The sequence below is a fragment of the Photobacterium angustum genome (genome assembly GCF_003026365.1).
Taxonomy (GTDB): Bacteria; Pseudomonadota; Gammaproteobacteria; order Enterobacterales; family Vibrionaceae; genus Photobacterium; species Photobacterium angustum.
The window spans coordinates 81,030-96,298 of the sequence record NZ_PYOM01000003.1; the positions used below are offsets into that span (position 1 = coordinate 81,030).

Sequence of the window (15,269 nt, forward strand, 5' to 3'; positions counted from 1 at the left end):
CAATCATTAAAATGCCGCCTGAATAAACAGACGGCAACGATTTCGTTTAATGATTTTCTAAAATGTGAAGTAACTGCTCAGTTGGCGAGACGATAGCAACGATGGTTTCGTCAAATATGACGGCATTTTTATCAATAATTTGATGATAAGCCGCTACCTCTTGCTCTGATAACTGGCTTCCCTGTTTTATTTTATCAATCAGGTTCATTCCGAGATCTGCAACCGCTATAACAGCATCAGTCATAGGCATAGTATTTACAGCTGCAATATTGTTAGCAAAGATCGGTTTTGCTTGCTGCGCGGCTAACTTAACTGTCAAGTAATGCATATTTAGCGTAGCAAGGGCTGACATCTCTCCCTTATTAATACGTGAAACCAGATCTTTCATCTCATACACAGCCAAACTTTCAACAGGCAATGCATCAGCAAAACGATTTAAACGTTCATACTGGTTATATAAATCGCCTTTCGTTGGTGTCGAATTCCACTTTTCCCAATGACGTGCATAATATTGGGCGGGCTCAACGTACTTAGCTAAGGTTTGTAACGGGCTTGAATCAGTGCCATTAGCAAGACGTTTTAGCATCATGTTTGCATCCGCATGATGACGTAACCCAACAGATATCTCTGACCACGTATCGATTGCTTTCATTCGCTTATACATGCTGCGCTCATCGGTTAACGTTTGGCTTGACCACAAACGCTCTGCAATTGCGTAACTTCTCGGCCATAAACGGTGCTCAATCGTCATAGAGTCGAGATTTTCGCCCCATATTGTAATTTCACCGCCTAAAATCAGTGCTTGTTCTTTTTCAGTCAACTCTGCTGGATAGCCCCCATTAGGTTCTGGGATCTGAGTTCCTTTCATATCACTACTTGCAACAAGTTGCCCTGTTGCCGGCCAGCGCACATTACCGATTAACTGATAACTGCTGTCTGCAAGTTTGTCATTGGCAAAATCGTAATTAAATTCGGTGTATGACATGAAGTTATCGAAATGCCCTCGGAATTTGACGCCTGGCACATACTCAAGAATGTACACCTCTTCACGAGACTTACCGTTGTAGTCTGTAAACGCACGATGACTACCGTCAACAGCGGTAATAATAGTTAAGTTACCTTTACGTGGACCTCCTTTACCTCTAGGCTTCACCCACTCGTAAGTTTCGAATTCCTCACCTTGATGAAGTTTGTCATCCACAGTGATCCCTTTGGGCATAGGGTCGTTTCGATAGTGGTAGCTTGTCGGTTGTGGCTGATCTAGGTAATAACCCGTAGAAAGAATACCTTGATACCCTTCTTTTGCGGCACGACCTATACTGTCATGACCTTGCCAGCTTTGGATCACTATCGATTTGGGTAAGTCTTTATGCCAGATTTCATCCCATCCAGTCATTTTCTTACCGCGCTCTTCCAGCATCTTCTCTACTTTAGTATTTAGGTAAGACTGTAAACCGCGTTCACCATCAATATTATTATTTTGAATAAATTGCTGAATTTTCGGGTTATCACGCCACTGCTGATAATTAGGCTCATCCCCACCTATGTGGAAGTACTCATCAGGAAATAACGCGACGACTTCATCAAACACACTCGCTAACATTTCATAAAGTTCTATATTAGTAGGATCCATTAAGGGTTCAAATACACCCCATCCACGTTGCTGAGGGTATTGTTGCTTTCCTATCCCAGACATTAATTCAGGGTAAGCATGAGCCACCGCTGAAGCATGACCTGGTAATGATATTTCTGGAATAACACGAATACCTAAATTACGTGCATAATCGACAACCTGACGAATCTGATCCTTGGTATAGTAATTACCGTCGGCAGTCTCACGCCAAAGTTTTTGGTAGTTATCAAGCTGAATTCGGATTCCTTGATCGTCCCATATATGCCAATGGAAAACATTGAGTTTAGCTGATGCCATTGCGTCTAACTGGCGAAGGATCACATCAAGCTCAATGAAATGTCTTGAAGTATCGTAAGATACCCCACGCCAAGGAAAGCGTGGCTTGTCTTGAATAGAAACAGCAGGAACAAAATAACCAGTAGCGTCCGTAGAAACCATTTGAAGAAGGGTTTCTAGACCATGAAATGCACCATAAGGGCGTTCAGCATTAATTACAATTTTATCGTTACCAACATCAAGCGTGTAAGACTCGTCACTATCAATATTCTGAACATCTGATTTGGGGCGATGATGAATATTAATCACTAACGTCGCGTCTTGTTCAGATTGTGCTTGCCAGTTCAACATGGGCAACCCTGTCTGACGATAAAGTCGCTCCATGACTCTTTTAGTATTGAATTTAACACGAGGCGAATTATAACCTTTGATATAAATCGAAAAAGATTTATCCAAAGTGACTTTGCCTTCTTTAAGAGCCACATTCTGTGGATAAGGCATTAAATTTAAATCGCTATTTGGCGTCATTGCTATCGCTGCCGTTGGAAGAGTGAATATACTAGAAATAAGTAATGCTAATGTCCCTTTATACATGCGTCAGAACCTACTATTTATTTTATTGTACAACTGAAAACGTATTGCATTTTAATGCAACTAATCCGAATTACTGTTTTCACCAACATCAGCCAGCGTCTGGAAAAATTCAGCCACTGGCTCAATCACTTCTCGTATTCAAAAGAGTAACGTTACGCACTTTTTGAGGGTAAGGTTAAATGTTTCATTGCATTTTCGGGGATTATCGCACCTGAATGTTGGATCACAATCGCCGCTAAAGCATGTCCTAACGTTGCTGAATCTTGATAGCTTTGCCCTGTCACTCGCCCAGCTAAATAACCCGCAGCAAATGAGTCACCTGCTGCACAAGTATCAATCACATTACTAACTTGCTCTGCCGCAACATAAGTGTGGTAAACATACTGATCTTGCCGCCAAATAAGCAGGCAAGGTTCACAGCCTCGTTTAATCACTATTTCATTGCAGCCCATACGTAAACAGCGAGCAGCAACACTTTCATCATCTCCCCACACCAAAACATCATCGTCTTGTGTGATTAACGCGATATCAACAAGTGGTAAGATTTGGCTATACCAATGTTGCGCTTCTTCGCTCGACCATAATTTAGGGCGATAGTTATTATCAAAGATGATCTTTCCACCTGTTTTTGAAAAAGCTTCAAGCAGGTGTTTAAGTCGCAGGCGGCTTGCTTGGTCTAAAATGGCAAGACTAATACCGCTCAGGTAAAAATACTCGTATTGCTTATCTTGTAATGCAATTTCTAATTTATTCAGTGATGAGGTTGAGAAATAGCGGTTGGCTGCCGAGTTATCTCGCCAATAGAGAAAGCTACGCTCACCAACGTCATCCGTTTGTATCATGTATAAACCGGGTAATTGCTGAGCAAAGGTTTCAACCAAATTTGTGTGGATACCTTCTAGACGCCATATTTCCAACAACTCTTGAGATAATGTATCGACACCTAACCCTGTCGCATAAGAAACATGTATTGAGTGCTGGCGAGTTAATCGTGAAAGATAAAGCGCAGTATTTAATGTATCGCCACCAAAGCCTTTACGAATAGGATCGCCGCTAAGTTCGATCATACACTCACCAAAAAATGCGATTTTGGTTACAGTGGAGTTAAGCATTAATTAAAAGCTCAATATGTAAATATATAAATAAAAAAAGAGTGCCTAAATAATTGAAGAGATGGCATTTAGGCACTCCAAATAAACTTTAAATCTGGGGTTAACGGCGGTCTTCTCGGTAACAAGTCACATCGACTTCGACTTTTACATCAACAACCAAATCACACACCATGCAAATACGTGCTGGTGGATGTTCACCAAAAAATTCACGAAACACTTTATTGAAAGATTGGAAATAACGGGCATCAGTAAGCACGACTTTTACATGCATTACATCGGCAAGGGTATAGCCTGCTTCGTCCATGATATCTATACAGTTTTGGATCGCTAAACGAGACTGGTCAACGATTCCGCCTTCTACTACTTCACCATCAATCATCGGTGTTTGACCAGAGACATAAAGGAAACCTCCTGCCTCAGTTGCACGAGCAAATGGCAAGTGTTGACCTCCTGTGCCTACCCCACCTTCTACACCATAACGTTTGATTGACATACTACTCTCCACCGATAATTAGTTATTCTTTAAATTTATTTTTTAATTATTTTCTTGGGTGTTATTTCTGAATAAAAATACACCTTTCCTTGTGCCACTGACGTTGCCATTTGAATATGTTAATTGCCCATTTACAAAGACGCTTTCTATACCATTAGCAATAGATATTGGGTTTTGAAATGTGGCAGTATCTTTTATGGTATCAGGATCAAATAAAACTAAATCGGCAAACGCCCCTATTTTTATTTCACCGCGATCTTTTAATTGATATCGATTCGCCGACATTCCCGTCATTTTATGAACCGCTTCTTCTAATGAAAATAACTGCTCTTCACGGCAGTATTGACCTAACACTCGTGGGAACGCTCCCCATAAACGAGGGTGTGGCTTCGGATCATTCGGTAAGCCATCAGACCCCACCATGGTCAATTTATATTTCAAAACTCGTTTTACATCGTCTTCATCCATGCAGTGATAAACAGCCCCTGCCGGTTGTAATGCTTTTGCTGCTTCTATTAACGAAAGACTCAGCTCTTCAGCTATCACCTTTAGGGTTTTACCTGCTAGCTCTGGTTTGGATTCAGACCAAGTAATAAAAATATCAAAATCATCTGTAACTTGATTTAAATCTAACGTTGATGAACTGGCTGAGTATGGATAACAATCACAAGAAATATCTTGATATTCAGAGACTTTATCCATCAATGATAACACTTCTACCGTGCGCCCCCAGTTACCAGCTCCTGCACATTTTAAGTGAGATATGACCACAGGTACTTGTGCATACTTTCCTGTTTCAAAGGCTTCTTCCATCGCACTTATGATCGCTTCAAACTCTGTACGCATATGGGTTGTATAAATACCACCATATTGGCTTAGCACAGTTGCCAATCTCATGACTTCATCTGCGGTTGCTGCTTTTGCGCTTTGATAAGCTAATCCTGAGCTTAATCCCAATGCACCTTGCTTCATCGCTGTAGCTAAGCTGTGGCGCATAGATTTAATTTCTTCATCTGTGGCAGTACGTTGCAAATTATCCATCACGTTATTGCGTAATGTGGTGTGCCCCACCAACGCAGCAACATTCACCGCAGGCTCCGCTGCTTGCACCGCTTTTACATAATCGCCAAAGGTTGAATATTGAAAATCGTCTTTTTTTCCCAATAAGTTCATAGGCTCTGGTGGCTCGCCTTTAAGAATCGTCGGGCTCGCACTAATGCCACAATTGCCCACTATCACGGTTGTGACACCTTGGCTAATTTTAGAAAGACATTCAGGCGCACGGATCACATTGGTATCATCATGAGTATGTACATCAATAAAACCCGGTGACAACACCAATCCTTCAGCGTGAATAACCTGCTTAGCGAAATAACCATCTAATTGACCAATCGCTTGAATACGATCCTGACAAATGGCGACATCAGCAATAAACGATGCCGCGCCAGTACCGTCAACAATGACTGCTTTTTTAATGATGGTATCGCACAGCATACTGAACACGCTCTCAATTTATAAGATGCGGACATAGTAAAGAAATACGGATTTTAATCAGTGATAAAACACACAAAAAGGCAACAATTGTTTGATAGTTTCTAACACGTAATTTACCCTTCACATACTTATAAAATAATTATCAATGAGTTAAGTTATGTTAGAAAAGGTGCAACATGGATAAAAAAAAACTGAGGTATGATATAAACTACCATGACAACTGTTTTACTACGCCAAGTTTTGGTGATAAATCGCAACCAATTACGACTGAGTCAAATCGGAATTACAGCCTTATTGATGAAGAAATTGCTCTACCTGCTGCAGTAATCAAAGCCTCTTTACTGGATAATAACCTCCAGTGGATGCAACGATTTGCTAATCACCATAACGTGAAATTGGCACCTCATGGTAAAACGACCATGACACCCGCTTTTTTCCGCCAACAACTTGAAAACGGTGCGTGGGGTATCACTATTGCAAGCCCTGCTCAAGCTCAAATAGCAGTACTCAGCGGGGCAAAAAATATCATTATGGCTAATCAATTAGTGGGTCGCGCAAACATGATGATCATCTCGCAATTAATTAATCATTATGATGTCGACTTTTATTGTTGTGTCGACTCAAAACGCAATGTTGAAGCTTTGGAAGACTTCTTTGCCAACCATGAGCAAAAACTGAATATATTAATTGAAATGGGTGTTGAAGGCGGTCGCTGTGGCTGTCGCACAGAGCAAGAAATCATGGCGTTAGCACAACATATTCACCAAAGCCCCCACTTAAACTTAAAAGGGATTGAAGTATACGAAGGGGTTATTCATGGCGATAATGCAGAACAACAAGTTAGAGACTTTCTCAATCGTACTATTGCAATCACCATCCAATTACAACAAGAACACCTCATTCAAGGAATACCATTAGTCACAGGGGCTGGCTCTGCTTGGTATGACGTTGTTGCAGAGTGCTTTAATAAGCATCGAGAGCTAGAGGCTATTATTCGTCCCGGTTGTTATGCTATCCATGACACAGGCATTTATCTTGATGCGCAAAATGAAGTTATGCAGCGTGCTGAGAAAAACCAGGGGATAGCGTGTAACTTAGGTGGTGATTTAGCATCTGCACTAGAGCTTTGGGCATATGTGGTTTCTCGACCAGAGCCGAATAAAGTGATTGTCGGCTTTGGCAAACGTGATGCAGCTTTTGACGCAGGATTACCTATTCTTGAAAGAGCTTATCGTAATGGTGAGCCTGTTACTTTTGATCAGGTAAAAACAACGGATGTGATGGATCAACATGCATTTCTCTCTGTTTCAAGCGATTGCGACCTACAAGTTGGAGATGTCTTAGTCTTTTCAACTTCTCACCCTTGTCTAACCTTTGATAAATGGCGTGCTGTCGCAGTATCTGATGATAACGATCGCGTCACTCACTGGGTAAAAACGTGGTTTTAAACGTACTAATTAACGAGAGGAAAACAATGTGAGTGTAGACGTCGATATTATTTCTCAAATCACAGAGCGTTTTAGTGCCCTTCGTGACGCTGAAAAAAAAGTCGCCCAATGGATCATGGATGACATTCAAGGCGCTGCAAATGCCAGTATTACCGAATTAGCGCAAGGTGCTGATGTTAGTGAAGCTTCTATTACTCGCTTTGCTAAAGCGATTGGATGTAAGAACGTGCGCGACATGAAAATTAAACTCGCACAAAGCTTATCTGTCGGTCAGCGATTTATTCTAGAGCCACCGGATCAAGGTGGTTATCAAGGTATTTATGAATCAATCAAACAGTCATTAGATGTAAACCGCAGTTTAATTGTCGAAAAAGATATTGATACCGCTGCAGATTGGTTACACAACGCGCGGCAAGTCGTTGCTATTGGAATGGGCGGCGGTTCAACAATTGCCGCACAAGAAATGCAGCACCGTCTATTTAGATTAGGCTACCCAGTTGTAGCTTATAACGATGGGCTGTTATCACGAATGATAGCCGCAACCGCCGAAAGTAATGATGTTTTAGTAATGATTTCGTCTACCGGTTACACGCCAATCGTGGTTGAAACCGCGCAGTTAGCCAAAGAGTATGGCTTAAAAATTATTGCTATTACCCCGAATAATACCCCACTCGCGGAATTAGCCAGTTTAGTACTGCCAATCAAACATCAGGAAACAGATTTTATCTATAAACCATCGGCATCACGTTACGCTATGCTAGCACTGGTTGATGTAATATCAATGGCCATTGCCGTTAAAAACAAACGACGTTCAAGAGATAAACTACGACGGTTAAAAGTAGCACTTGATGCCCATCGCGGGGGCTTAGAACGACAGCCGCTAGGAGATTAATAAAATAAATATCTGTGACGGTTTAAAATGAAAATGCTGGGTTAACAATCTTTATCTTCAATACCAACAACAGGTGGCTCCCCATCATAATAATTTACAAAGTAAACGCCGCATTGATCGTTATAACTAAAGCCTCGAGGAAATATTTTACCGACTTTAGGTGTGGTATTTCCTGCTGGTAATGGCGGGATTTGATCACTAGGTACTGTACGTTGGTTACCCAAACCACACCATTCCGACTGGCATTGGGTATCTCGACCTCTTGTATAGGATATATCATTTAAAGTGAGTAAATAGCGCATGCTACGCATCCAGTGCCCTGTTGGATAACCCATAACAATTTCGATATTAACATCACCAGCATCTATCATTGACTTATTAGGATCATGTTCAGCGCCAAGAACAGTTGCGCGAGTATGGACAAAATCACTTGCCGTTATCAGTGAAGACTTCACACCTTTTAATAAAGCAATGCGTGCATCTCTACTGATATTTAAAAATTTAGGGGCAACGAAAACAGCAATAATTCCAACAATAACGATGATGATAACTAGTTCAATAAGACTAAAACCTCTAATTTTCACTACAGTTACCCTTTATGTGCATCAGCTTATATTATGGCGTATATCTATATCCTATTAACTAAGCAATAAATAGCAAACATAGTGGTATAAAAACGTTACCATCATCAATAGATCAAAAAAGCACAACATAAATTATATTGTGCTTTCGTATTCTTGTGTTTTAAGCGCCAAACTGCTGCAAAATGGCCTGACCAATCTGAGCTATTTCTTCGTCTCGCTCAGGAATACTCGCTTTAGTGCCTGTTAGATAAATACTGATCACTAAAGGTTGTTTTTGCTCATTCCATACCACCGCTGTAATACCACGAGAGCCATTACCACCAGCACCTGAGCGATCTGCAATCTCCCACCCTTTAGGTAGAACTGATCGCAACAAACCATTCGAGACTTTATTTGCTTCCATCCAGTCTTTCAGTTGTTGTTTTGAAGACTCGTTTAAAGCATTACCTAATACTAGATTAGTAATGGTTTTATTCATCGCATAAGGCGTAGTGGTATCGCGTTTATCGCCTGGTGTTGCCTCATTGAGTAATGGTTCAATACGATCCAATCTTGTTACACTGTCACCACCATCAATTAAGAATGTCGTTACGCCTACTGGTCCACCAATGTGACTTAGTACTAAATTCGCCGCTGAATTATCACTGGTCGTCATGGTGGCAAAACATGCCTCTTTTAATGACACTTCAGTCCCGACTTTATCTTTAAATACTGGCGCATAATCTAAAATCGAATCGGCGGTGATCTGATAGGTTTTATCCATCATGCCATTATTAATTTGGTTATCATGTAGCAACTTTGCACAAGCAAGAGTTTTAAAAGTACTCATTAATGGAAAAAGTTGATCACTATGATAGCCAAACAACTGCTTTCCTTTACCATCGAATACAGAGACACCAATTCTTGCACCTAATTGCTTTTCTGCATGCTCGATCGCTGAATTAACTGTGATGTTTTCCGCTAGGCTTACGCTAGAAAAGCCCAACAGAGAGGCTGTTAATACTGAAACAATAATGCGTTTTGATACTTTTTTTGATAAATAACTCATGTACACCTCTGATAATAGCTTTCGCATTTTATCAGTAAAAAAATCTATTAAAAGTAACGTTGGCAACATAAAGTTAATTAAAACTGGATAATAACCTATATTTTCATTTACTATTTTACTTTATACATTATTAGTATTAGTTTGATTTAGAATTTACATGACATATGTAACCATCCATATTTAAACTATTACATAAATATAATGACTATTGAACCTACTACCTTACTTGCGATTACAGTTATCTTTGTTGGATCTTACGTCCAAACAGCTATTGGCTTTGGTCTAGCAATTGTTTCAGCGCCTATTTTAATTGTTTATGCTCCACAATATGTCCCTGCCCCTATTTGCCTTATTGCCTTATTTATCTCGTTACTTAACGCCTTAAAACATCGTAGTAGCATTGAACTTGGTGGTTTAAAAATGGCAATTTTAGGGCGAGTTCCTGGATCTATTGCAGGTGCTGCTTTACTCGTTTATGTTTCGGCTCATGTCCTAACACTGTGGATTGGTTTGCTGGTTCTACTTGCAGTGGTTGTGAGTGTTTTACCTTATCGGATTGAACCGACACCTCGTCGAATGGTTATTGCTGGTTTCTTCTCAGGTTTATTCGGCACAAGCTCAGCCATTGGTGGGCCGCCGATGGCTATATTGTTACAACATCAGGAAGCCAATCAATTACGTGGGAACCTCTCTGCATTCTTTGTTTTTAGTTCTATTGTTTCTTTAGTTGCGCAAATCCCTGTTGGTTTTCTTTCCTTAGATAAACTTTGGCTCACTCTTCCTTTAATTCCAAGTGCGTGGCTGGGATATTGGTTAGCACTTAAAACGACACAGTCTCTACCAAAAGAAAAAGTTCGATATGCTGCTCTTATCTTGTGTTTAATCTGTGGCATCATTGCCATTTATGAAAGTATCTACTAGTAAATATGTACTTAATGTCACATATCACTAATATTAGTGCCAAAAGTATCAATTTAACCCAATAAAAGGATTGACCACTACCGATACAACTTGATAAACATATGTTGAAGACATTGATTTTGATAAGTTATTTAAGGGGTATAATATGGATATTGTTGTTGCCTTAACAAATGGAAAGTTTGGTATTGTTGAAGACTGTATCACGACAGATGATATTGAAGGTACTAGTATAGAGTGCTGGGTTGAAAATGACACAGGCTTCACTTACGAAGAAGCGATTGTTGCATATTGTTTATAGTCTAGTTACTTAATAGATAAGCATCTTAATAACAGATGCTTATTACTTTCATCATATTAATACGACTCTTTTCAAGAACTATTCTTTTTATTTATCTCAAATACCACGTCATGCTCATTTAGATTTACACTCCAGAAGATCTAATTACTTTATATTTACGCAATTTCACGACTCAACCTAATCGTGCTATTGATGAAATGAACAACTATTCTCAAAGTAAAACGAATCAATAGCTATTTACAATAATATGTTAGCGTATCCTAAACACGTTATTTTCCCATTACCTGATCGTACAGAAGTAATTAACCGCCTGCCCCATATTAGATCTCATTAACACATCAGCCTACATGCAAGTCTTTCTTAATACATATAAATGCCCTATCGATATTGTTTTATCTGGATTAAGAACAAACCGACAATCGACACAACTAAATGCATTGGCTGTGCTGTGGGCAATGCCGTGGATGAATGTGTCATGATCCTTCTTCTATTCACATTACTGCCATTAATTACGATGATTGATCATCCGCAGGCAACCTAGACAGTAAATTAACCATTTAATACTGTATCTGGTTTTAACCCAATCACTGTACAAACCACTGTGTGAGTTACTGTATAAACACCTGTGATATAGCGCAATATTTTAACTAATGATAATTTTCAGTTTTCATAAAGCAAAATAACAAAAACAAAAAATAGTTAAAATTAACATTTAAAATCAACACCTTAATCAAATCCAAGATCAAAAAAAAACTATAAAAGATCACACAGGACATAAAAACATTACACAAAAAACACTTGCATCAGGAGTTAAATAAAACTACTGTATACACATACAGTATGTATATATAACCACTATTTGAGGAAAGCACTAATGAACTACCACTCATCAATTACTGCTTCACAAGTATACAAGTCAACATTTGCAGCAGAATCAACCCAGCAATCATTTTCAACTGCGGTAAGACAACCAATTGAAGTGAGTTATAGTGCAGAGCAACAAACTCAATTAGCATATTTCTTACGACTATTAAAAAAAGCGAATAGTGAAAATCGTTGGATCATGTTTATTGGCTATGACGCATTAATCGATAAATCATTATTGAAAAATGCAGGTATCGACATCAACAAAGTCTTGCTGTTAAAAACACCGGCTCATCAAAGCAAACATAACTTAATGGTTAAAGCATTAGAGATGGGAAATTGCAGTGCTGTTATTGTTGCTGGTGAAATTGAACAATTTGATACTCCCCTTATAAACTCTGCAGCGACAAACGGAAAAGCGATGGCATTTGTTCTAAATAAAAATACAACAGACCACTTAACCGTGCACTAACATGAATTAAAATCGTAACAAAATGGTTAAATTGACGTATTTTTAATGCGATTAACGTTAATAAATTTAAATATCGCCCCTGTATTATCCTAAATAAACATACAAACTATCATTTTATTACGATAATAGTTTTTAGGTACCTAAAAAGCCCATATAATCTTATTAATATGATAATTAAAGATTAGGTTACAACATGGATAATAAGCTTGGATTAGGAGCGCTAACAGCACTCGTGATCGGCTCAATGATTGGTGCCGGCGTATTTAGCCTTCCTCAGAATATGGCACTCGTTGCAAGTCCAGCGGCTGTAATGATTGGATGGATGATCACCGGCATTGGCATGATCTTTCTCGCTCTATCATTTCAATACCTTTCAATTCTAAAACCTGAAATTAATAGTGGTGTGTTTGGTTACGCGCAAGCTGGTTTTGGTGACTATATCGGATTTTGTTCCGCATGGGGTTACTGGCTTAGTGCAATGCTAGCAAATGTCTCATATTTGGTGATTGTCTTTAGCACATTAGGCATGTTTTTCGATAAACCTAATGATGTTATTTTTGGACTTGGTAATACGTGGCAATCTGTTGTTGGCGCTTCTATTATCTTATGGCTAGTCTACTTCTTAATTTTGCGAGGTGTTAAAACAGCAGCAAAAATTAATATGGTAACAACCATCGCTAAATTAGTACCTCTATTCTTATTTGTCTTCTTTACCATGCTTGCCTTCAAATGGCACACATTCATTTTTGATTTTACTGGCATTGAGTTTGGTTCCAAACATGATCTACTTGATCAAGTAAAATCGACTATGTTAATCACAGTATGGGTATTTATTGGTGTTGAAGGCGCAGTCGTTGTTTCATCACGAGCTCGTGACCGGAAAGATATTGGTCGAGCAACTATTCTCGGTCTATTAACAGCACTTATTATTTATATTTTTGTAACGCTTCTTTCAATGGGTGTTATCAGCACACCAGAACTCGCTAAGTTACAAAATCCATCAATGGCTAAAGTACTAGAACACATTTTAGGCCCATGGGGAGCTGTTCTAATTGGCTGTGGCTTACTCATATCTGTATGCGGTGCTTTCCTTAGCTGGACAGTTTTAGCAACAGAAGCTCCATTCCTAGCCGCTAATAACAATGTGTTTCCTAAAGTTTATAAGAAACAAAATGAAGCCGGCACTGCTGTTACCGCATTAAATCTAACGACTATTTGTATTCAGATATCTTTATTTGCAGTGACTTTTGCCGGTGGAACCTACAATAATATTTTGGTCATTGCCTCTGAAATGATTTTAATCCCCTACTTTTTAGTTGCTGCTTATACGTTAAAAATAGCAATACAAACTAAAAATAGAGGTTCTTTACTCTGGGTTGGTATCTTTGCAACCGTATACGGTATTTGGCTACTATACGCATCTGGTTTACACCATTTGCTATTGTCTGCAATTTTATATTTACCTGGACTGTTTTTCTTTATCAAAGCAAAACGTGAACAAAATAAGCCTATTTTTGTAGGTAAAGAAATCTATTTTGTTTTATTCCTTATTACTATTTCAGCGTTTGGCATCTACTTACTTGCAACAGGAAAGTTAGTCATCTAAATTGCAACCCCAAAAAAAGCCGTATTGATAAAATCAACACGGCTTTTTTACATCATCTATTTAACTTATAACTGACGTTCATTCCAAGCTATCTCAACGCGATTTCTACCACGCTCTTTTGCCTTCATTAATGCCTCATCAGCACGCTCAATAAAGTGACTATAACCTTCATTCTCAAGTTCTGCGACACCTAAACTACAAGTCACTTTCATACCGTTATCCCATACTGCACTCTCAATACATTCACGTATTGATTCAGCAAGTTCTGCGGTAGCACCTAAAGGTGTTGCGGGGCAGAAAATAACAAATTCTTCTCCTCCCCAACGAGCAAATACATCAGATTTTCGTACACGCTTATTAATCAAACTTGCAAATCGTCGTAATACTTCATCACCTAAGCGATGACCATACTTATCATTCACTTGCTTAAAGTGGTCGATATCGATAAATATCATTGAGAAAGAAATTTTGTTATCAATAGAGTGTGTTGTAGCCTCTGCTAACCATTCATTAATTTCATGTCTATTACGAGTTCGCGTCAAGGGGTCCGTAAATGCTAACTCTTCAAACACCAAACTTTTCTCGTACAAAGCACGATTAGCATCACGTAAACGTTGTGTACGTTCTTCCGTTTCTTTAATCTTTTTTCTTAGATAAATACGATCAATAATGATAAAAAATATTGCTGTTACCACCCAAAGCGATAGCAATAATTTTACTAACACTTGTTCACTGATCCTTTCACCATAAAAAACCAGCTTATTTAATTTAATGGAATAATTAGCTTCTTTTACATAACTGCCTGTCGCAACTTCAATGATTGAAATGTTATCAAACTGCCTATTTGATTTATCAACAGGCACTTCGTAATCCGCTATCCACCATGATAAAACTTGAAAAGAACGAAGAGGAAACACGACGAGTCCTTTATCTTCTCCAGGGGCGTACTCAATTGCATTAAACTTTAGAGAAATAGGATCTGATAACTTCGCATAAGCTGGATCAAAATTACGTAAATAAATACGTACTCTTTCTCCTTCTAGAGGACTGTCATAATCAATATCAATTCCAACATGATCATAATCACTAAGGTCAATGCCTTTATCAACTGAGTCAGTCAATGAAATTGCAATCTCACAAAAAGGCCATTGCGCTTTATTAACTATATTACATTCAAGTAATGCACCACTTCTGTCTATATTTAAAGACGACTCAGTTGCACCATTTTGTGCTGTATCATCAATAATTCGGTATGTGCTATTTACAGGGGTAACTACGTACTCTTTCTTTGCACCGCCAAGTATAAACCACGCATAAACAATACAGGTGAAAATAACAAGAAAGAATACAGTATAACGGACTGGTTTTGTTAAACCTGTCATGAAAACCTCAGGGACAAATAAAGCAAAAAATATGCATGTAAGTTAATAGTGAAACTAGCAAAGCTCAGCGATAATAACAATAAGATAATCGTTAATATGCAAGCCTTACTATACTTTTAATGCTAACTATTACACAAATAAAACAATAAGTT

Annotated in this window: 13 protein-coding genes; 6 read left to right on the forward strand and 7 right to left on the reverse strand. The window is 38.7% G+C overall.

Annotation, left to right across the window (positions count from 1 at the left end; translation table 11 throughout):
* Positions 1-46: 46 nt before the first annotated feature.
* The 4 genes from CTN01_RS03855 to CTN01_RS03870 form a co-directional block, all read right to left on the reverse strand.
* Entirely contained in the window at positions 47-2,503 is a 2,457-nt protein-coding gene (locus CTN01_RS03855) for a family 20 glycosylhydrolase (protein WP_107342086.1), read from the reverse strand.
* A gap of 152 nt (positions 2,504-2,655) precedes the next feature.
* A complete protein-coding gene (locus CTN01_RS03860; RefSeq protein ID WP_045149708.1) occupies positions 2,656-3,615 on the reverse strand; it encodes a sugar kinase in 960 nt (319 codons plus the stop codon).
* Between the two features lie 100 nt (positions 3,616-3,715).
* On the reverse strand, positions 3,716-4,108 hold the full coding sequence (locus tag CTN01_RS03865) for a RidA family protein (RefSeq protein ID WP_005368015.1): 393 nt from the start codon (positions 4,106-4,108) through the stop codon (positions 3,716-3,718).
* A gap of 42 nt (positions 4,109-4,150) precedes the next feature.
* A complete protein-coding gene (locus CTN01_RS03870; protein ID WP_045149710.1) occupies positions 4,151-5,602 on the reverse strand; it encodes an N-acyl-D-amino-acid deacylase family protein in 1,452 nt (483 codons plus the stop codon).
* 176 nt (positions 5,603-5,778) lie between these two features.
* Here CTN01_RS03870 and CTN01_RS03875 point away from each other — a divergent pair, with 176 nt between their 5' ends.
* Positions 5,779-7,050: an amino acid deaminase gene (locus CTN01_RS03875; RefSeq protein ID WP_107342087.1), complete on the forward strand. Its 1,272-nt coding sequence runs from the start codon at positions 5,779-5,781 to the stop codon at positions 7,048-7,050.
* Between the two features lie 28 nt (positions 7,051-7,078).
* Entirely contained in the window at positions 7,079-7,942 is an 864-nt protein-coding gene (locus tag CTN01_RS03880; protein WP_045149714.1) for a MurR/RpiR family transcriptional regulator, read from the forward strand.
* Positions 7,943-7,983: 41 nt separating this feature from the next.
* Here CTN01_RS03880 and CTN01_RS03885 read toward each other — a convergent pair whose 3' ends face one another.
* Together CTN01_RS03885 and bla are read right to left on the reverse strand one after the other, a co-directional pair.
* On the reverse strand, positions 7,984-8,526 hold the full coding sequence (locus CTN01_RS03885; protein ID WP_005368025.1) for a prepilin-type N-terminal cleavage/methylation domain-containing protein: 543 nt from the start codon (positions 8,524-8,526) through the stop codon (positions 7,984-7,986).
* Positions 8,527-8,686: 160 nt separating this feature from the next.
* Positions 8,687-9,574 (reverse strand): class A beta-lactamase, encoded by an 888-nt coding sequence (gene bla, locus CTN01_RS03890; protein ID WP_045149750.1) that lies wholly within the window; start codon positions 9,572-9,574, stop codon positions 8,687-8,689.
* A 201-nt stretch (positions 9,575-9,775) separates the two neighbouring features.
* Between bla and CTN01_RS03895 the strand changes: the two genes are divergently transcribed.
* From CTN01_RS03895 to CTN01_RS03905, 4 genes are all read left to right on the forward strand, one after another.
* A complete protein-coding gene (locus CTN01_RS03895) occupies positions 9,776-10,495 on the forward strand; it encodes a sulfite exporter TauE/SafE family protein (protein WP_005368027.1) in 720 nt (239 codons plus the stop codon).
* A 145-nt stretch (positions 10,496-10,640) separates the two neighbouring features.
* On the forward strand, positions 10,641-10,793 hold the full coding sequence (locus tag CTN01_RS22715) for a hypothetical protein (RefSeq protein WP_162836223.1): 153 nt from the start codon (positions 10,641-10,643) through the stop codon (positions 10,791-10,793).
* Positions 10,794-11,667: 874 nt separating this feature from the next.
* Positions 11,668-12,129, forward strand: coding sequence for a SulA-like leucine-rich domain-containing protein (locus tag CTN01_RS03900; protein WP_045149715.1), 462 nt, complete (start codon positions 11,668-11,670; stop codon positions 12,127-12,129).
* A 193-nt stretch (positions 12,130-12,322) separates the two neighbouring features.
* Positions 12,323-13,735, forward strand: a complete 1,413-nt coding sequence (locus tag CTN01_RS03905; protein WP_045084501.1) for a basic amino acid/polyamine antiporter — start codon at positions 12,323-12,325, stop codon at positions 13,733-13,735.
* A 65-nt stretch (positions 13,736-13,800) separates the two neighbouring features.
* Here CTN01_RS03905 and CTN01_RS03910 read toward each other — a convergent pair whose 3' ends face one another.
* Positions 13,801-15,117 (reverse strand): GGDEF domain-containing protein, encoded by a 1,317-nt coding sequence (locus CTN01_RS03910; protein ID WP_045149716.1) that lies wholly within the window; start codon positions 15,115-15,117, stop codon positions 13,801-13,803.
* Positions 15,118-15,269 lie beyond the last annotated feature (152 nt).